Annotated in this window: 19 protein-coding genes; 4 read left to right on the plus strand and 15 right to left on the minus strand. The window is 42.5% G+C overall.

Annotated features, from left to right (window positions below; translation table 11 throughout):
- Positions 1 to 88: 88 nt before the first annotated feature.
- Positions 89 to 1,471 carry an NADP-specific glutamate dehydrogenase gene (gdhA, locus tag L3V42_RS04240; protein WP_235762668.1) on the plus strand — a complete coding sequence of 461 codons (1,383 nt, stop codon included), beginning with the start codon at positions 89 to 91 and terminating at the stop codon, positions 1,469 to 1,471.
- A 51-nt stretch (positions 1,472 to 1,522) separates the two neighbouring features.
- Here gdhA and L3V42_RS04245 read toward each other — a convergent pair whose 3' ends face one another.
- The 7 genes from L3V42_RS04245 to rlmN form a co-directional block, all read right to left on the minus strand.
- Entirely contained in the window at positions 1,523 to 2,047 is a 525-nt protein-coding gene (locus L3V42_RS04245) for a CueP family metal-binding protein (protein ID WP_238471452.1), read from the minus strand.
- A 104-nt stretch (positions 2,048 to 2,151) separates the two neighbouring features.
- Positions 2,152 to 2,946, minus strand: a complete 795-nt coding sequence (locus tag L3V42_RS04250) for an ABC transporter ATP-binding protein (RefSeq protein WP_235762670.1) — start codon at positions 2,944 to 2,946, stop codon at positions 2,152 to 2,154.
- Positions 2,947 to 3,930: an ABC transporter permease gene (locus L3V42_RS04255; RefSeq protein WP_238471406.1), complete on the minus strand. Its 984-nt coding sequence runs from the start codon at positions 3,928 to 3,930 to the stop codon at positions 2,947 to 2,949.
- A 72-nt stretch (positions 3,931 to 4,002) separates the two neighbouring features.
- Positions 4,003 to 4,998, minus strand: a complete 996-nt coding sequence (locus tag L3V42_RS04260) for an ABC transporter substrate-binding protein (RefSeq protein ID WP_235762672.1) — start codon at positions 4,996 to 4,998, stop codon at positions 4,003 to 4,005.
- A gap of 176 nt (positions 4,999 to 5,174) precedes the next feature.
- Positions 5,175 to 5,807: an RNA polymerase sigma factor gene (locus tag L3V42_RS04265; RefSeq protein WP_238471407.1), complete on the minus strand. Its 633-nt coding sequence runs from the start codon at positions 5,805 to 5,807 to the stop codon at positions 5,175 to 5,177.
- A 186-nt stretch (positions 5,808 to 5,993) separates the two neighbouring features.
- On the minus strand, positions 5,994 to 7,295 hold the full coding sequence (locus L3V42_RS04270) for an acetyl-CoA hydrolase/transferase family protein (protein WP_238471408.1): 1,302 nt from the start codon (positions 7,293 to 7,295) through the stop codon (positions 5,994 to 5,996).
- Between the two features lie 35 nt (positions 7,296 to 7,330).
- Positions 7,331 to 8,407, minus strand: a complete 1,077-nt coding sequence (gene rlmN, locus L3V42_RS04275; RefSeq protein ID WP_235762675.1) for a dual-specificity RNA methyltransferase RlmN — start codon at positions 8,405 to 8,407, stop codon at positions 7,331 to 7,333.
- Positions 8,408 to 8,962: 555 nt separating this feature from the next.
- On the opposite strand from rlmN, the gene L3V42_RS04280 reads away from it, so the two are divergent.
- On the plus strand, positions 8,963 to 9,979 hold the full coding sequence (locus tag L3V42_RS04280; protein ID WP_238471409.1) for an LLM class flavin-dependent oxidoreductase: 1,017 nt from the start codon (positions 8,963 to 8,965) through the stop codon (positions 9,977 to 9,979).
- Between the two features lie 267 nt (positions 9,980 to 10,246).
- Here the strand turns inward: L3V42_RS04280 and L3V42_RS04285 are convergent, their stop codons facing one another.
- From L3V42_RS04285 to L3V42_RS04315, 7 genes are read right to left on the minus strand one after another with little or no spacing between them, the layout of a single operon-like run.
- Positions 10,247 to 10,630: a Na+/H+ antiporter subunit G gene (locus tag L3V42_RS04285; RefSeq protein WP_238471410.1), complete on the minus strand. Its 384-nt coding sequence runs from the start codon at positions 10,628 to 10,630 to the stop codon at positions 10,247 to 10,249.
- Positions 10,608 to 10,892 (minus strand): Na(+)/H(+) antiporter subunit F1, encoded by a 285-nt coding sequence (locus L3V42_RS04290; protein WP_235762678.1) that lies wholly within the window; start codon positions 10,890 to 10,892, stop codon positions 10,608 to 10,610. The genes L3V42_RS04285 and L3V42_RS04290 overlap by 23 nt, the downstream gene beginning before the upstream one ends.
- Positions 10,892 to 11,374 (minus strand): Na+/H+ antiporter subunit E, encoded by a 483-nt coding sequence (locus L3V42_RS04295; protein ID WP_235762679.1) that lies wholly within the window; start codon positions 11,372 to 11,374, stop codon positions 10,892 to 10,894. Before L3V42_RS04295 ends, L3V42_RS04290 begins: the two co-directional genes overlap by 1 nt.
- A 60-nt stretch (positions 11,375 to 11,434) precedes the next feature.
- On the minus strand, positions 11,435 to 12,910 hold the full coding sequence (locus L3V42_RS04300; RefSeq protein WP_235762680.1) for a Na+/H+ antiporter subunit D: 1,476 nt from the start codon (positions 12,908 to 12,910) through the stop codon (positions 11,435 to 11,437).
- On the minus strand, positions 12,903 to 13,244 hold the full coding sequence (locus L3V42_RS04305; RefSeq protein WP_235762681.1) for a Na(+)/H(+) antiporter subunit C: 342 nt from the start codon (positions 13,242 to 13,244) through the stop codon (positions 12,903 to 12,905). The genes L3V42_RS04300 and L3V42_RS04305 overlap by 8 nt, the downstream gene beginning before the upstream one ends.
- A 3-nt stretch (positions 13,245 to 13,247) precedes the next feature.
- Positions 13,248 to 13,670 (minus strand): Na(+)/H(+) antiporter subunit B, encoded by a 423-nt coding sequence (locus L3V42_RS04310; protein WP_235762682.1) that lies wholly within the window; start codon positions 13,668 to 13,670, stop codon positions 13,248 to 13,250.
- The gene (locus tag L3V42_RS04315) at positions 13,657 to 16,068 is read right to left on the minus strand and encodes a Na+/H+ antiporter subunit A (protein WP_238471411.1); all 2,412 of its coding nucleotides are present in this window, start codon (positions 16,066 to 16,068) and stop codon (positions 13,657 to 13,659) included. The genes L3V42_RS04310 and L3V42_RS04315 overlap by 14 nt, the downstream gene beginning before the upstream one ends.
- A 607-nt stretch (positions 16,069 to 16,675) precedes the next feature.
- Between L3V42_RS04315 and L3V42_RS04320 the strand changes: the two genes are divergently transcribed.
- On the plus strand, positions 16,676 to 17,362 hold the full coding sequence (locus L3V42_RS04320) for a universal stress protein (protein ID WP_235762684.1): 687 nt from the start codon (positions 16,676 to 16,678) through the stop codon (positions 17,360 to 17,362).
- A 265-nt stretch (positions 17,363 to 17,627) separates the two neighbouring features.
- On the opposite strand, the gene L3V42_RS04325 is transcribed toward L3V42_RS04320, so the two are convergent.
- A complete protein-coding gene (locus tag L3V42_RS04325) occupies positions 17,628 to 18,311 on the minus strand; it encodes a phosphoribosylaminoimidazolesuccinocarboxamide synthase (protein WP_235762685.1) in 684 nt (227 codons plus the stop codon).
- 452 nt (positions 18,312 to 18,763) lie between these two features.
- Between L3V42_RS04325 and L3V42_RS04330 the strand changes: the two genes are divergently transcribed.
- Entirely contained in the window at positions 18,764 to 19,381 is a 618-nt protein-coding gene (locus L3V42_RS04330; protein ID WP_235762686.1) for an NUDIX hydrolase, read from the plus strand.
- Positions 19,382 to 19,455: the final 74 nt, after the last annotated feature.

Here is a 19,455-nt window from a genome sequence, read left to right on the forward strand (position 1 = left end):
ATATCTATCTTTTATATTGTTTAGATAGATATAAAAAGGTAAAATAGAGGTATAATTATACGTATAGACATAAGGAGGAAGAGCATATATGAACACAATCAGTAATCAACTAGATACCGCTAATAAAGAAGTATCCGCATATCTGGATGGAATTTATCGTTCGGTTGTGAAACGCGACCCGAATGAACCTGAGTTCCACCAAGCTGTTGCTGTATTCCTCCAATCGATTCTCCCTCTACTAGAAAAAGAGCCTCATTATATGGAAATGGGTATTCTCGAACAAATCGTTGAACCCGAACGCGTTATTTCTTTTCGCGTTACATGGGTGGATGACAACGGCAAAACCCAAGTAAACCGTGGGTACCGGGTACAATTCAACAGTGCCATTGGACCGTTCAAAGGCGGCATTCGTTTTGATCCAAGCGTTAACTTAAGTATCGTTAAATTCTTAGGGTTTGAACAAACATTTAAAAACTCACTAACTGGCCAGCCGATCGGTGGAGGTAAAGGTGGCGCAGACTTCGATCCGAAGGGTAAGTCAGATAATGAAATTATGCGCTTCTGTCAAAGTTATATGACGGAACTTGCCAGATATATTGGTCCAGACGTTGATGTTCCTGCTGGCGACCTCGGGGTCGGCGCAAGGGAAATTGGTTATATGTTCGGCCAGTACAAACGAATCCGTGGTGCTTATGAGGCTGGAGTAATCACTGGAAAATCCCCAGATTATGGTGGAAGTCTTGGAAGAACGGAAGCAACTGGTTATGGGACAATCTATTTCTTGAAAGAAATGCTGAGAGATATTGGACATAACATTAGCGGAAGTTCCATCGTCGTTTCCGGTTCTGGTAACGTATCGATTTATGCGATGGAAAAAGCAAGCCGACTTGGAGCGAAAATCGTCGCTTGTAGTGATACTTCCGGTTACATTTATAATAAAAATGGAATTGTCATCGAAGTACTTAAGAAAATTAAGCAAGTGGATAAAGGTAGAGTAAGCGATTATCTGGAATTCGATCCAGATACAACTTACTATGAAAACTGTAAAGGGATTTGGAGTGTACCTTGTCACGTTGCCTTACCTTGTGCAACACAGAACGAACTTGATGAAGAAGATGCGATTGCACTCGTCAAAAATGGTGTCATCGCAGTTGCTGAAGGAGCAAACATGCCAAGCACACAAAAGGCAACGAATGTCTTTCTTGAAAATGGTGTCGCATTCGGACCAGCGAAAGCAACAAACGCTGGTGGAGTAGCTGTTTCCCAGCTAGAAATGGCACAAAACAGCATGCGCCTCAAATGGACGTTTGAAGAAGTTGATGAGCGTCTCCAAGATATTATGAAGAGTATTTACAATAACTGTGTAGATGCAACGGAACAATTCGATAATGCAACAAACCTAATCCAAGGTGCAAACATCGCCGGATTTAAGAAGGTTGCGGATGCAATGATTGCTCAAGGTGTTATCTAAAAACAGATAAGAAAAGACCTGCCATTCTTCTTGATTGGCAGGTCTTCTTTTTTATAGCAGCTGCATCGTTGTTACGCAAGTTCCATCCCCTTCATAAGTGGATAGAGTTTGTTCAGCTGTTTTATCTTCATACGATATCTTTACTTCATAATCATCATTGCGCGGCAACCAAAGATCGATGAAGCCATTATCCATTGTTTCCATCGTTTCATTCACAATCATGTCGCCTTCACTATCGATAATTTCTACTGCAAATGATTCGTTCACCATTTCTCCCTGACAACCGGTTAAGCTGTGGTCAAAGCAAGGATGGGTCACCTCTTCAAATGGAGCAATGGAAAGGAAAAATTTATCTGCTGGCAGTTCATAAATTTCTTCCTTATTATTAGTATAAGTGACAATTAATTCATTTGAAGTGATCGATGCAGATACATTTTCAAACGTACCTGTACTGTATTCATGAACAAACTGTTCAATATCCGTTGGCGTCTCCGTGTCTGCCGCTTCTTCTCCAGCACTGCAAGCTGACAGGATGAGACCTGAAATTACAAAGATAAGTATTGTCATTTTTCTCATCATCTATTCCACTCTCCCTGCATAAAATTAATCTCATGCTTTTATTTTAGCATGGTGGCATGCGTTCTGGAGTAGCTATAAATGAAGATTGCTTGACAACTTCCTCACCCTAAAACAACACGGTCATCTTCGAACTGCTCCCCGCGAATCCGCTGGAATTCATGTAGAAGGTCTTCCACTGTTAGTCTTTGTTTATCAATCCCGCTTGCTTCAAATATAATCTGTCCCTTATCCATCATGATTAACCGATTTCCGAGGTCAAGGGCTTGCTGCATATTATGCGTTACCATCAGAGTCGCGAGCCCAGCATCTGTAACCACCTTTTTCGTAAGACCCGTAATTAGCTCCGCCCGGGATGGATCAAGCGCTGCAGTATGTTCATCAAGCAGCAAAATATCTGGATCGGTAAATGTCGTCATGAGCAGCGATAATGCCTGCCGTTCCCCGCCTGATAACATTCCGACCTTTGCCGTCAAACGATCCTCCAGCCCGAGGTTTAGAGTCTGCAAATATTCTTTGAACATCTTCCGTCGACTTTTTGTAACACCAAAGGTTAATTTCCGCTTTTTATTTCTCGAATAAGCCATTGCTAGGTTTTCTTCAATCGTCATGGATGGGGCTGTCCCTGCCATCGGATCTTGAAACACGCGGCCGACAAACTGTGAACGTCTATACTCCGGCAGATGGATCACCTGTTTCCCGTTAATGAGCACATCTCCGACATCCGGATAAAGCTGGCCGGCAATGACGTTCATCAAGGTAGACTTCCCGGCACCATTACTCCCGATAACAGTGACGAAATCTCCCTTTTCTAAGCTTAAATTAATATTATTCAAGGCCGTCTTCTCATCAACTGTTCCTTCATTAAAGACAATGGAAATATTCTTCACATCAAGCATTTAGCCAACCTCCTTGATCTCTTGCTCTAAAGCCCGACGTTTTTCAATTCGGCGCTTCTTCTCACGCTGGGTCTTTAGAATCTTCGGTGAAATAAGTGCAATAATAACGATGATTGCGGTAATCAATTTCATGTCACCCGTTTCAAAGAAATCAAAACGCAACGCAAGTGTCACAATCATTCGGTAGATGACAGCTCCACCAATGACTGCCAAGGTTGCCCGCGCGATCGTCTTCGTTCCGAAGAGCGCTTCTCCGATAATAACAGATGCTAGACCGATAACAATCATTCCGATTCCCATTCCGACGTCAGCAAATCCACCGAGCTGGGCGATTAGACCACCCGAAAGAGCGACTAACCCATTGGATAGAGCAACCCCAAGAATCGTTAAATTATCTGTGTTAGCAGACAAGCTGCGAATCATCCGCTTATTATCCCCGATCGCCCGGATTGCAAGACCAACCTCTGTCTTCAGGAAATAGTCGGTAACAAGCTTGATGATAACCGTCACAAGAAGCATAACAATTAAAATTCCCCACGTGCTCGGCAACCGTTCAAGCCCGAATATACCTAGCATGCTGTTCAACATGTTATCGATTGGTGCTCCCCATACGTTCCCTAATTGATCAAAAATGGTCGCTTCTGTATGGAGGGATAAGGTCGGCTGGCCGAGAATACGGAGGTTAATCGAATATAATGCCGTCATCATAAGAATACCGGCTAAGAGGGCATTTACTTTTCCTTTTGTATGCAAGAGTCCTGTTAGCGTTCCTGCAAGGAAACCTGCAATACCAGCAAGAATCGTAGCGATAATCGGCGGAACCCCGTTGATGATGGCTAATGCAGCAACAGCAGCTCCTGTGACAAAGCTTCCATCGACTGTTAGATCAGGGAAATCAAGAACTCGGAATGTCAAATAAACACCAAGTGCCATGATTGCATAAATAATCCCGGATTCTACTGCACCAAACATTGAAATAAACATATTTTGTACTCCTTCTGCTGACTTCTTTCTTCTAATAGGATAAGTCGCCAATATTAGCGACTTATCCTATTTTTACTCTATAAATTGTGCATCTTCATCCCAGTCAGAATGCCATTCGACGTTTTGCGCTTCAGCTGCCTCTTTGTTAATGAACAGCTGCATTTCCGCTGGATATTCTACCGGAATTTCGCTTGGAGATTTGTCATTTGTTAAAATATCGACAGCCATTTCACCTGTACGATACCCGATTGTATGATAATCGATCCCAAATGTTGCAAAGCCACCCTTTGCAAGGGAATCTGGTTCACCTACAATGAGTGGTATTTCATGATCGTTCGCAACACCTACAACACTGTCAAGTGCTGAAACTACCGTATTATCTGTGATGATATATAGTACATCAACGTCTTCCACTAATGAGACTATCGCTTGCTGTACTTCGGATGTGTTAGCTACAGTACGCTCCACAACCGAGAGACCTGCTTCTTCTGCAGCTTCTTTTACTGTATTTACTTGCGTGACAGAGTTTTGCTCGCCGGCATTATAAACTGTACCAACCGCCGCATCCGGGAAATATTCAGCAATAAATTGTACTGTTGACTGGATTCCCTCTGGATGCAAGTCCACCACTCCTGTTACATTACCGCCAGGTTCTTCCATCGAATCAACAAGCTTTGCCTCAACCGCGTCTGTTACAGATGTGAATAGTATCGGAATTTCACTTGTTGCTTGTAAGGCACCAAGTGCACTCGGTGTCGAGTTTGCAAAGATGAGATCCACTCCATCCGCTACAAAACTATCAGAAATCGGCTTTACATTATTCTGATCATTTTGCGCACTGTCAAAATCATATTCCACATTTAAACCAGCATCTTCCAATGCTTGCTGGAATCCTTCGTATGCAGCGTCAAGTGACGGATGCTCAACGATTTGCGTTGCACCGATATTGTATACTTCACCATCTGCATTTTCATTATCACTGCTTTCTGTTGCTTCTGTATCACTTGAGCCGCAAGCTGTAAGCAGCAAGAGCCCAATTGTTAACAATGTCCAAACTATCTTTCTCATTCACTTTACCCCCTGTGCGCGTTAACGTACTAAAGTAATATTGTATACGTGTGATTTTATCATATTTTCAGTAATTAAGATAGCTGTTTTTAAAACAATTCTAAAAAATGAGTTGGTTAGTATTGGTTTAAAAGGAAAAAGCCATGCAGATTATGCCTCTCTACATGACTTTCTATCTATTCTTTGGCAATTTCAAAGCTTTCTAGCATATAATGAAATCTTGCCCCATGCCCCTCTGCTGCTTCAAGAAAGTAAACTTGTTTAATGATGAAAACTTGCTCATTTATCGTATCCATCACGTAATAACGATGAATCGGTGTATTCCATTCGCTGCCGAAGCTCTCTGTGTCCCTTGAGCCATCCAGTCCCATCCCTAGAATCACCTCCGCTTCAATCGGCTCCGTCGTTCGCTCCTCTCTGCGGATACCCATTCCTGCATCTGCTTCTATTTCCTCTTTAATCCTTTCGATAACTTCTTCAGTCGTCGTATTCTCTTCCCGACTGATCTCCATATAAACTTTCTGGAAAATCGGGATAGCGGACTTTTCTGTTTTTGAATAACGCATGCTCTCATTTAATAAAATACGATGAAACCACGGTTTAAACGGTTTCTCTTCATCAAATTTTTCCAGATGCCGATAAACTTTAATAAATGTTTCCTGAACAATATCAAAGGTATGGTTATGATTTCTCGTAATGCCGTAAACCGTCTGGATAGTATCATCCACATACCGGTTATATAACGTTTGAAATGCGTGTTGATTTCCCCTTTTGATTCTCCTAATCAATTTTCGTTCCTTATCACTCACTTCACCACCCCTTTCCAAAATCTCTTCACTAATAAATACCCCCAACTCGCAAAAAAGTTTGAGAAAACTTAAAAATGAGACAAATGGGGTCAGAGCAACTGTCCTACTTCACGTGGGACAAGTGTTCTGACCCCAATGTCCCGTCCAAAATAAAAACAGCCAGTATCTGCTTATCTGGCTGTTTTCTTATAGAATAATATTTCGTTTTTTTGCTTCAAAAATTAGTTCTTCCCGGAACTTCGGATGGGCGAGATCGATTAATGCTTTTGTGCGTTGTCCTAGCGTTTTGCCTCGCAAATTAGCGATTCCATACTCCGTCACGATGTAATTCACATCATTCTTGCTCGTCGTTACAATCGCTCCTGGCGATAAGATTGCTTTGATTCTGCTAACGGTCCCATCTTTTGCCGTCGACGGGAAGGCGAGGAAGCTTTTTCCGCCTGGTGATAATACCGCACCGCGGACAAAATCGACTTGCCCGCCCGTTCCTGAAAAATGCATCGTCCCCATTGACTCTGCACAAACTTGGCCGAAGAAATCTATTTCAATCGCAGAATTGATCGACATGAAACTCGGAATCTGCCTAATGATACTTGGATCATTGATATATTGGATCGGCAGCATCGTTAATGCTTCATTTTCGTGAATAAAATCATATACCCGCTTGGAACCGAAGGCAAAAGATGCAACGGTTTGCCCGCGATGCAAAGTCTTCTTCTCATTTGTAACCGCTCCTGCATCAATTAATTCAACCATACTTTCGGTTAACATTTCTGTATGGATGCCGAGATCCCGCTTTTCCCGTAATGCAAGCCCTACTGCATCCGGAATAGCGCCAATCCCAAATTGAATGACGGATTCATCTGGTATTTCTTCAGCAATATAGCTTGCAATCTGCTTGCTCACCATATCCAGTTCAGGACGCGGGTAATCAGGCAGCTTCACATGATTCTCACACAATGCTTCCACATCGGAAAGATGCACGACAGGTCCTGTCACGGAGCGGGGAATATGGTTATTCACTTCCAGGTAAATACGCTTCGCCTTCTTAAGTAATGCCTCACTAAGAGCTGCAGAAGGACCAGTACTGAAATTTCCGAATTCATCCATTGGGGCAACCGCAAGAAAAATTGCATCTATTTGGTTCTGTTCCCCAATTAAAGACGGCATATCACGGAAATAGGATGGCATCACATCAGCAATTCCTTGGTTAACAGCCTTTCTGGCAAAACCGCCGGAAAACCAAGAAACTCCAGTTATTCCCGGATACTCCTCGCTGTAAGCACCCATCGGCAACCAATCCAAAAGCGTATGATAATATACATCGGCCAAGTCTTTTTCCCCTACATGTTCATCAAGCGCAGCAATAATCCCGGGAGGTGCCGAAAGACCGATATCAGAGCCGCAAACCCAGCCTGACTCGACGTGCTGGGCTATTTTCTCCGGTGTCGTCTTCTTCGCTTCGTACGGTGTCACGTAATCATTCATCTGCTTTGTAATCCTTTCTTCAGATTAGTTTCAGACTATACCGCTTTGTTCTTTTTCGTTTTTGCAATTTGCTTACTTCTTAATTGACCGCATGCTGCATCAATATCTGCGCCGTTTTCCCAGCGCACTCCACTGTTGATGCCACCTGCTTTCAATGTTTGGTGGAATTCCTGAATCGTATCGACATGGCTTCTTTCATACTGAATATGCTCATCGACCTTGTTATACGGAATCAAGTTCACATAAGCTAAATGACGGTGGTTATAAAGAAGCTTGACGAGTTCCTTTGCTTCCTTTTTGTGGTCATTGACATCTTGTAGCATAATATATTCATATGTTATGCGGCGGTTTGTTTTCTCAAGATAATAATCAACGGCCTTCATAAGCTTCTCAATCGGAAATGCTCGGTTGATTTTCATAATTTGCGTACGCAGTTCGTCATTCGGAGCGTGCAAGGATATAGCAAGATTCACTTGGATTCCTGTATCGGCAAACTCATAAATCTTATGAGCAAGCCCGCTTGTTGAAACGGTAATATGACGGGCACCGATGTTCAAGCCCTTATCATCGTTTACAATATAAAGGAAATCCATTAAGTTATTAAAGTTATCTAATGGCTCACCTATCCCCATGACAACGATATGACTGACCCGTTCGTCCTTCCCTTTCAAGTCAAGATTCTTCTGAACATGCATAATTTGTTCAACGATTTCTCCACCTGTTAAATCCCGGCTCTTCCGGAGCAATCCGCTTGCACAGAAGGAACAGCCGATATTACAGCCGACCTGCGTCGTCACACAGACAGAAAGTCCATAATCAAAGCGCATGAGAACCGTTTCAATTACATTTCCATCTGCAAGCTTAAAGAGATATTTAACCGTTCCATCTTTTGATTCCTGTCTAACTTCCTCTTCTAATGTTGATAAGTCATAGTTTTTTTCCAATAATTGAATGGTTGTTTGGTTAACATTGGACATGTCAGAAAACTGGTTCACTCGTTTCTTATATATCCAGTCCCATACTTGATTTGCGCGAAAACGCTTCTCGCCATTTTCGATCAGCCAATCTTCCAGTTGCTTAAATGTTAATCCATAAATGGATTTTTTTGCCATGATGTTTCCCCATTTCTTTTACTTTTCCTTCCTTAATCTTACTTTAATCCGTCTATAGTAGCAAATCGAATTCTCAGCTTTAAGCGGATAAGTGGACGGCATTTATCCAAAAGATTATCCTTTATAGTAATGACTCCATTTTCGCAACCTGCACAAACTAAGTATACCTTTATGATGATTGCTTTCATTCAGCGTAAGTGTCCGAAACCGAAGCTCTCTTCTGGGGTCCGCAGTCCAGACACCTCTCGCTTTCCGCGGGCGGCTGGTGAGCCTCCTCGCAGGCAAGCCTGCTGCGGGGTCTCACCAAGCCTATCCTCCCGCAGGAGTCTCGAGGTGTCTGGACTGCTCCCAGCAAAGGCCGAATTTAGATCACTGTTTAATATTCCAAAGATATAATTTTTATCGTGATATAGCACTGGAATAAATGCTATTAATAATAATCATCCCTACCAAGAGAACGTGCAATTACTTCTGCTGAATGAAAGCAATCATCAGGTTGAATAGATTTGTTTTAGTTGTGAAAAATAGAGTACTGAGATTAAAGGAGTGAGTTGGTTGAAACATGAACATGCTAAAAATTTTAATAAAATCCCTTTGTCTGTACTAGACCTTGCACCAATTCGCCAAGGTTCAAATGCAGAGGAATCGTTTAAGGAAAGTGTGGAACTTGCCAGGCACGTTGAAAAGTTAGGCTTTAACCGTTACTGGCTAGCTGAGCATCATAATATGCCGGGGATTGCTAGTTCGGCGACATCTGTCTTGATTTCTCATATCGCCGGGAATACGAATTATATGCGTGTTGGAGCAGGGGGCGTTATGCTGCCAAACCATGCAACGCTTGTCGTCGCTGAACAGTTCGGCACGCTTGAGTCCCTCTTCCCGGGAAGGATCGACCTTGGACTTGGCCGAGCGCCTGGAACCGACCAAGCGACAGCCTTTGCTCTAAGACGAACCCTGAATGCAGGACCAGAGGAATTTCCAATGCAAGTAAATGAATTACAGGATTATTTTTCTGACGAGCCGAAAACAAATGTCCGGGCTGTTCCTGGCCAGGGACTGAATGTTCCAATCTGGCTGCTTGGCTCCAGCGACTTTAGCGCAAGGCTTGCTGCCCATAAAGGACTGCCTTTCTCCTTTGCAAGTCATTTCGCACCAGCTTACACGGTTCCAGCATTAAAGCTTTATCGGGATAACTTCGAAGCTTCTGATGTGTTAGAGAAGCCATATGCGATGGTTGGTGTCAACGTGATTGCAGCAGATACAAACGAAGAAGCAGAGTATCTGGCAAGCTCCCAGTATATGCAATTCCTTGACTTGCGCCGCGGGAAAACAAGAAAACTCCAGCCACCAATTGAAAGCATGGATAGCGTCTGGTCTCCAATGGAAAAAGCTGCCGTCTATGAATCGCTTGATCCACGCACAACGATTGTCGGGGATAAAGATACGATCAGAAAGGGTCTCATCGCATTCCAAGAAGAAACTGGGGCAGATGAGATCATTATCGGATCACAGATTTTCCACCTGAAAGATCGATTACGTTCGTATGAAATTGTGGCTGATTTATTCGATTAGTAAGAACAAAGGCGCAAGCGCCCGTTTAGCAACGTACAAACTGGAGCACTCCGTAATGAGATAAAGGAAACACAACGAACGATAGTGAGTTGATGTTGACTTATCGATTGGAGGAGTGTGAAGTTTGCTAGTTGCTGGGCGCTGGAGCCGGACGTGGCTTGCCCTGGATATCAAGTTATCCACAACATTTTTATTTTATAACTTCAAAATTTAATCAAAAAAATTGGGGCATAGCTTTCCGTTAAAGCAGAAAGTTATGTCCCAATTTTAATTCGTATTATCTTCCTTTAATTCTTCTTTCTTCCCATGAATAACATCTTTCAAATCATCTTCAACCGTAATATCCGCCAACTTGACTTTTTTCCGGTAAGCCGCTCTCGTAACCAAATGCCCGGAGACTGGAGCAGTCAGGAACACAAAGACAATCCCTAAGACAAGGCGCACACTGAAGTAATCCTGACTTTCAAGAATATAGATCAGTGCACCTGTCAGGGTAAGCAGTACACCTAGCGTTGAGCTCTTGGTCGCTGCGTGAGAACGGGTGTAGACATCAGGAAATCGAATCAGTCCGATTGCACTAATAACAGCAAATAATGAACCGACAAAAATCAAGATGGCACCGATATACTCAATTATCACGCTTACGTTCAATGATAACACCCCTCTCTATGTACTTCGTGAAGGAGATCGTACTAATAAATGCCAGGATGGCAAGTACGAGAATTACTTCCAAGAATGCACGAGTATTGAGGAGAATTGAAATAATCGCAAGTGAAGAAACGATTTGAACACCAATCATATCAAGAGACAAGACGCGGTCTGGTAAACTCGGCCCAATAATGATACGGATGAGGGTAATGGCGATCGCCACTCCGAATAATATGAGCGATGTAACTAGCAATGTATTAATCATCAGCGCGTCACCTCCATAATTGCTTTTTCAAACGTGTACAAGGATTTGAGCAGCATCTCTTTTGATTCTTCCAGATCCATGCCGTGAATGTATAGGTAGTCTTCTTCCGGAGCAACCTCCATCACTACTGAACCCGGCGTGAGCGTAAGAAGTAATGAAATTGCCGTGATTTCCCACTCCCCCCGCATTTGTGTCTCATATTTGAAAATACCTGGTTTATACGTTACTTTCGGACTTAAAATATGCTTCAACACCCAGATACTCGATGAAAATGTCTCACGGATAAAGATAAGTATTAACTTAAATAAAGCCCATGGGCGAGCGAGATAGAACCGCTCCCCGAATAATCGGTGCATCAGGAATACGATTCCGATTCCGACAATATATCCGAAAACGAATGTAGTGAATTGCAATTCGTATTCGTCACTAATAAATACCCATAATATCGCAATAAATACATTTAGAAAAAATTGTGCTGGCATCCATCGTCAGCTCCTCTTTTAACTGTTGCCTATAGCCGCTTGCTACAGGCAGCAATCTAATTACTCTAATACAGCATCAATATAAATTTGCGGGTTGAGCAAGGTGTTGGCTGCATCTGCTACGTAGGGGGCAAAATATTCTGCTCCGATTCCAAACGTAAACATGAGTGCGGTCAGTAATCCAAATGAAACAATCCAGCCCCTTTTCATTGGTACTTCATCATCAAAACTAATAATCGTCTCTCCCCAAAAGCTGTTCAAGAAAATCCGTAAGAGGGAGTAAAGTACAAAGATACTGGAAATGAAGGCAAGTGCAAGCAGAACATAAGAGCCTGCTTCAATTGCTCCTTGACCAACTAGTACTTTTCCGATAAAACCACTGAGCGGCGGTACTCCGGCTAAGGATAGCATGACGATAAAGAACATCCAGCCAAATGCCGGATAGTTACGGATTAATCCACTCATATTATCGAGTCGTTTCTCTCCTGTCACGGTAATCATCGTACCGGCAAGCAGGAAGAGCAGGGATTTCGCAACCATGTCATGCATCAGGTAATAAACCGCACCTTCCAATGCTTCCTGCGTCATCACAGCAAGCCCGACTAGTATAAAGCCAACCGCAATAATAACGTTGTACGCAACGATTTGCCGGATATCTTTATAGGCAATCGCTCCAATACTACCCATAACGAGAGTCAGACCAGCTAAAATTCCTATTATCGTATGGGTAATCTGCGGTTCATGGTAAAAGATCAACGTGAACACGCGGATCATGACGTAAATTCCTACCTTCGTCAGTAACCCTCCGAACAAAGCTGCAATAGCAGTCGGTGGTGCACTGTACGAACCCGGCAGCCAAAAGTATAGAAGGAGCCCGGATTTCAAAGCGAAAACGATCAAGAACACGAGACTCGTTACTGTAAGCAATGGCGTTTGTCCTGATTCACTGATTAACACTGAAATATGCGCCATATTCAACGTCCCGAGCTGTGCATACAAATACGCGATAGCAACAAGGAAAAACCAAGAAGAGATAATATTGATGACAACATACTTAAGTGATTCCCTTAGCTGCATCCTTTTTCCACCGAGGACAATCAACACATATGATGCAAGCAGCATAATCTCAAAGTTTACATAGAGGTTAAAGATATCGCCTGTTAAAAAGGATCCGTTAACACCTGCAAGGAGGAAATTAACAAAGGAGTAGAAATACATATTCTCAATTTTCTCGCCGATCGAGGAAAATGCATAAATTAAACAAATTAAAGTTACGATACTAGCGACAGTCACAAGAATGACTGCAAAGGAATCCGCTACAAACAGAATACCAAACGGCGGTTCCCAGCCTCCAAAATCAAGCCGGATAATGCCATCCGTTTGAATCCAGTGGAGCATGTACATGCTCGTTCCAATAGTAGCCAATAGCCCCAAAACGGTTATTACCCGTTGTGTTTTTATATAAGGTCTTAAAAAGATTAGAATAATGCCGAGCATAATTGGAAGAGCCATCGGCAGTACAATAATATTATTCATACTTACTACCTCGCAATTCTTCCATGTTATCCGTTCCAAGCGTCTGGTAAGCACGATATGCAAGTACAAGCACGAGTGCCGTCACCGCAAAGCTGATTACAATCGATGTTAAAATTAATGCTTGCGGAAGCGGATCAACAAATGTGCTAATATCTTCATCTCCCAAAATCGGTACATTACCCGTTTTCAGGCCACCCATCGTTATAATTAATAAATGTGCGGCGTGGGAATAAACGGCTGTTCCGAGAATGACACGGATCACACTTTTCGATAGAACAAGATAAGTCGCAATCGTGACTAAAACGCCGGTTAGGATGATCATCAATGTTTCCATAACCTACACATCCTCACTAATACTTAAGATAATCGTAATTACAACACCGACTACCGCAAACGAGACACCAGCTTCAAATATCGTCACAGTCGACAGTTCAACTTCACCGAAGAACGGAACTTCAAAATAATCAAAGCTTTGAGTAAGAAACGGCACATCAAATACAAATGCACCGAAGCCCGTCCCGACTGCCAAAAACGCTCCGAATGCAGCAATTTTTTTGAAGTCGATAGGTATTCCCTTGCGAATCGTATCCATATCGTACACAAGAAACAGGAGTACAAATGCAGCTGCAAGAACAAGTCCTGCAATAAACCCGCCTCCTGGGCTGTTATGCCCAGCGAAAAACAGGTAAACAGCCAAGGTCAGGATAATAAATACAGAGATCTTCGTAACGGTTCTTAAAATAACGTTATTGATTTTCAAGCTTATCCCCCCGCTTTCCTGCCTTCAATTTAATAATGGAATACACTCCAAGTCCGGCAATGAGGAGCACGACAACTTCAAGCATCGTATCAAATCCACGGAAGTCACTTAAAATCGTATTTACGATGTTGCGACCGCCTGCAAGTTCATAAGAATTCTCGAAGTATGTCGAAATCCGTTCAAACAAACGATTATTTTGAACTGCCAAAGCAACAACAGTGAAGGTTGCACCAACACCTATTGATACGAACAATTTCGACATATTTATTCTTCTTGTCTCTTTTTCCCGTTTCCATTCCGGTAAGAAATAATAAGCAACAAGGAAGAGAACAGTCGTTACCGTCTCAATAACCATCTGTGTTAGCGCGAGGTCCGGGGCCCGGAAAATAACGAAAAAGAGTGCAACCCCATAACCCAGTACACTGTTTAGGAGAATTGCTGTAAGACGGGACTTGGCAAACAGGATGGAAACAGCTGCAATAATCAAGGTCAGAGCGATAATCCATTCAAAAGTCGAAATCTCCGCATTACCCGAAATCGTAAAGTCATACGACCCAGTCAAGATAAAGGTTCCGGCAACAAGCACAATGAAAAACAGATAAATATACATCATATAATGACGCAGTAAACCTGTCATATAGCCATTCGTAAACGTTCTTGAAAATTTCACACCCTGTTCGAGCGTGAAGTTATACAAGGAATTCAGCGACCAACCTGTTGGGAATATCGCATAAATCCAGCGCCAGGCTTTCGGGAAGGAATAAAGCAAGATACCAAGGACAATGACACCAATCGTCATCCATAGCGCTGTATTAAGTCCGTGCCAAGCTGATATCTCAACACCTACGTCCACTTCTGCCGCAAGCGTCGGAAACACACTTTCCACCGCTGGACGGATAATATAATTCCCAAGCACATTCGGCATGAAGAAAATAAGAACGACAAACGCTGCTAAAATAACCGGAGAAATAAGCATTCCGCCTGGACCTTCACTAGCCGGTCTTTCCAAACGCTCTTCCCTGTACGGCCCAAGAAACGTCTGAAATACAATAATCATGCTATAGACAAAGGTGAAAATACTTGCCACCCATGCAAGAATCGGAATCAAATTACCGATTGTATCCATATGAAATAGTCCAAGCTCGGTAATATCAACAGCTGCCTGAAAGAACATTTCTTTACTCAAGAACCCATTGAATGGAGGCAGTCCTGCCATAGAAAAGCTGCCGATTAGGGAAATAGTGAAGGTAATCGGCATAATCGTAGCCAAGCCACCAAGTCTCCTAATATCTCGCGTCCCCACTTCATGGTCAACGATTCCAACTACCATGAATAGTGCACCTTTAAAGGTCGAATGGTTTACAAGATGAAACAACGCAGCAAAAGTAGCCTGTGAGTAGAATACGGATTCGGTTGAATAACCGAAGTTAAGAGCAACAGAGCCCATCCCGAACATGCTCATAATCATTCCGAGCTGACTGACCGTCGAAAATGCAAGGAGCGCTTTCAGGTCAGTTTGCCGCACTGCCTGGAAGGAACCCCAGAACAACGTGAACAACCCTACTCCAGTCACTACCCAGAACCAAATCCCATCACCGCCAAATACAGGTGTAAAACGGGCAACTAAATAAATTCCCGCTTTTACCATTGTTGCAGAGTGCAGATATGCACTTACCGGCGTCGGCGCTTCCATCGCATCCGGCAGCCAGATATGGAATGGGAACTGGGCAGACTTTGTAAACGCCCCTAATAAGATGAGCAGCATTGCCGGTACAAACAAGCCGTGATCCGTCATATCCGGCATGATTTGAATAACCTCCCGCACACTCATCGTCCCAGTCATCGAATAGATCATCAGAAATCCAACAAGCATTCCGAAACCACCACTTACCGTAATAAGCAATGATTTCTGTGCTCCTTCCCGTGAACGTTTCCGCTGATACCAGAATGCAATTAAGAGGAAGGAAGAAATACTCGTCAATTCCCAGAACACATAAAGCCCCATCATGTTATCAGAGAGGACGACACCAAGCATCGCACCCATAAACAACATTAAATAAGTGTAAAAGTGACCCAACTGTTCATTTTCAGACAAATAATAAATCGAATAGAGGATCACGAGTGTTCCGATCCCCGTAATAAGTAAAGCTAAAATTAAGCTAAGCCCATCCAAATAAGTGGTAAAGTTAATACCATAGGAAGGAATCCAGGATATGGTATGCAAAAAAGTCTTGCCATTCGCTATCTGAGGTATATAAGTCAAAAGATAGATAAATAATGATACAGCAACGATCATCGGTAATAGTCCGATATGTAGCCGTGATCCTTTTTTATAGAATAGGGGAATAAATATTGCAGCTAAAAAGGGTATGAGTACAATGAAATTCAACGTTCCCAAAATCAAACCTCCAATCAAAATTCACCTGATGATTGCCCAAAACATACAGGATTTTCTTAAGAAACATGCCAGTTTTGTTTTATATATGAAGTTATATCATGATACCTTGACTTAATAAGTTACGCGTATGATAATAGGGGCAACAAACCGCTTGGAAATAAGGGGTTAAACGGTATGTTTAAAAATGTGTTTTAGTAGTAAAACTTATGTGGAATGGATATTACAAGTATTAATTATACATGAAATTCAAGCTGCTTGCACTTCAGATGTCTGAGAAGTCTAAAATGATAAAGTGAAACTTCACGCAGTGGGGGGTTCTTTCCCCACTCCGTGTTTGTTGAACAAAATCAGGAGTTTATGGACTGTTTATCTCCCACGTTCACATTTTGGCTTTCCCTCATATTTAAAGACGGGGGATTACAGACCGTTCATGCGTAATAAATTAGTGTATTACCATCTTCCCCTTTTCCACATACTTATAACATAAAGTAATTTTTTTCGAATAGGTCTTCACGAACCTTCTAATACATGTTAGAATGGTACAGTTTCAATAGATAAAGTGAAATAACAGCTGATTAATCAGTATGAAGAGGTGAATTTTGCCATCATGAAAAATATTAAAAGTCGGATGGATGAAAAGATTTTAGTCTGTGTTTACTATGGCCCAAATGGTGAGCGATTAATCAAAAGAGGACATAAACTTTCTCAAATCATGGATTGTCCATTATATGTGCTGTCAGTAGACCCACTTCCATATGATGATTTTGATGCGGAACGTTCAAATTATGTGGAGGCTTGGAAAGAGCTTTGCGATCAACTAGGTATAGAAGAATTTATTTTACGCGATAACGAAAAACGTCCAGTCGCAAAAGCAATAGCTGAGGTTGCCCACAGCCGGAACATTACGCAAATTGTTGTCGGGCAAACACCGCAAAGCCGTTGGGAAGAGATTACAAAAGGTTCCTTCGTCAATTCAATTTTGAAAGAAATAACATTTGTCGATGTGCATATTGTATCCGTCGACCGTTCTTTAAAGTTCGATACCGATACAGATTTTGAAAAAGGTGTCCGCGCATTTTTAATTAGAGAAGGAGACGATTACCGAATCACCTTCACAAGAGCGAAGGAAAATCTATTTGAAGGAATCTTTTATAAAGAAATCGGCACAGACTTTAACAATGGAATCTTTAAATTTGTCACAAAGTATGGTAAAACTCGCCAACTGCATATAACAGACGACCTTGCAATCGGTGAAATCAAAGATGAACCGAATGTGAAAGTTGAGAAGCATTAACAAAAGCGGAAGCGCCCTTACAGGCTAAGTACGCGATCGTCTTCGCAATGCCTGTACTAGCACATCCTGTGCGTCGTAGCGACGTACAAACTGCGCCCCCCAGGTTGGGAGGTAGTTCGATGTTGCCCCATACGTGAGCGAACTTAATCGAACTTCCTTTTTACCGAATGGAGATAAAGGAAGTCTGCTGGGCGTTGGAGCTAGACGTAAGCTAAAACCACAAAAGCACCTGGAACGAGCAGCAATACACGTTCCAGGTGCTTTATTATTCCGCAGTCATGATTTTAGCAAGTTCAATTGGATCAATCGCTTTCTCGTCCCGGTAGACGCGCATGTTACCACCGGAAATTTCGTCGATTAAAATGATATTCCCCTCTTTATCACGTCCAAATTCGAGTTTAACATCATAAAGTTCAATATTTTTCTTAGCAAGTTCTTCTTTAATGATATCAGAAATATCAATCGTCAATTGCCTTAACGTCTCATAATCCCCGCCAGAAAGAATTCCAAGCGTGCTAAGTGCTTCCCTTCCGATTGGCGGGTCATTCCGTTGATCATCTTTCAGGGTAACTTCTACGAACGTTTCCAGCTCCTGTCCTTCTTCAGCGTATTTTCCGTAGCGGCGAAGGAAACTTCCGGCAGCCCGGTAACGGCAAATGACTTCCAAACCGTCACCGAAAGCGTCTGCTGGTATAACGGTCATCGTCGTTTTTTCTAAATCACTTGTAACATAGTGGGTTGGAATGTTTCTCTCTTTTAGTATTTCGAAAAATAATGTCGTAAGCTCGAGCCCTGCCCGACCAGCACCTTCCAGCGTCAATCCTACTGTATTAGCACCAGGATCGAACACACCGCCTTCACCTGTCACATCATCTTTAAATTTCAATAAATAATTTCCATCTTCACGTTCATAGACATCCTTTGTTTTTCCTTCATATACCAACTTCATTTTATCCCTCAATCCTTTGGGTGTATTATGCCTATTATTTTAGCATAGATACTTTCGCTTGGAAAAGGACATGGGCTCAAATACACTTTTACACAAGCAGACAAAGGGATATTTCCATATTTTCATGTATAATAGTAATAGAAAGTGTATTCAAAAAGGAGGATAAAAAGGACCGAGATCGGCTAAATAAGCAACGTCCTGTTGCAACGCCGACACTAGCACATCCTGTGCGTCAAAATTCGAGGCGGTGAAGCTCCCGGCACCGGAATGTACGTTATTAGGCACATGAGGATCGGAAAAGCGAGCCAACGAGCTTCCATAAGATGTGGTGAGTTCTACGTTGTCCACGGGACGTGGACGGTTTTTAGTAGAACCTTCTCTTTCTCGAAGTGTCATTTTTACCGGACTTTTCAAACAATCATTTAGAAAGAAACGTGTACGGAGGTGATGAAATGGATGCATCTAAAATACTTGCGAAATTAGAAAATAGAACTCCCCGGGTTATGGGCGAACAACATTATAGACAATCTGCCGTACTTCTCCCTCTCACAACCATTCAGAATGAAACCCATGTTTTATTTGAAGTAAGGGCGATGCATATGCGCAGTCAACCCGGCGACATTTGTTTCCCCGGGGGAAGAATTGACCCGGAGGACCCTACCCCAAAGCATGCAGCAATTCGGGAAACAACGGAAGAATTGGGGGTCAGTGCGAAAGATATTGAAGGTCTGACTCCACTTGATTATATCGTGAATGACAGCGGCCGCATCATTTATCCCTTTGTAGGAACCTTACTTCAATCTGAAAGAATTGTTCCAAATGAAGCCGAGGTAGCCGAGGTATTCACCGTCCCGCTCAATTTCTTCCTAGAAACAGAGCCTGAAATTTATAAGGTTCACGTTCACGTCAAACCGGAAGATAATTTCCCATTCGATCGCATCGTCGGTGGTAAAGACTATAAATGGAGTGCAGGCCATATCAATGAACTATTTTATCAATATAACGGCAAAGTAATATGGGGACTGACCGCAAGAATTCTCACCCACTTCCTGCAATTGATTAGAAGATAACTGGAACAATCAAAGGCGGATGTGCCCACACAGGTTAAGTACGCGACGTCCTCTTTTTACTTTATAGTTTTCTA

The sequence above is a fragment of the Oceanobacillus alkalisoli genome (assembly GCF_022213125.1).
In the GTDB taxonomy this organism is placed as follows: Bacteria; Bacillota; Bacilli; order Bacillales; family Amphibacillaceae; genus Oceanobacillus; species Oceanobacillus alkalisoli.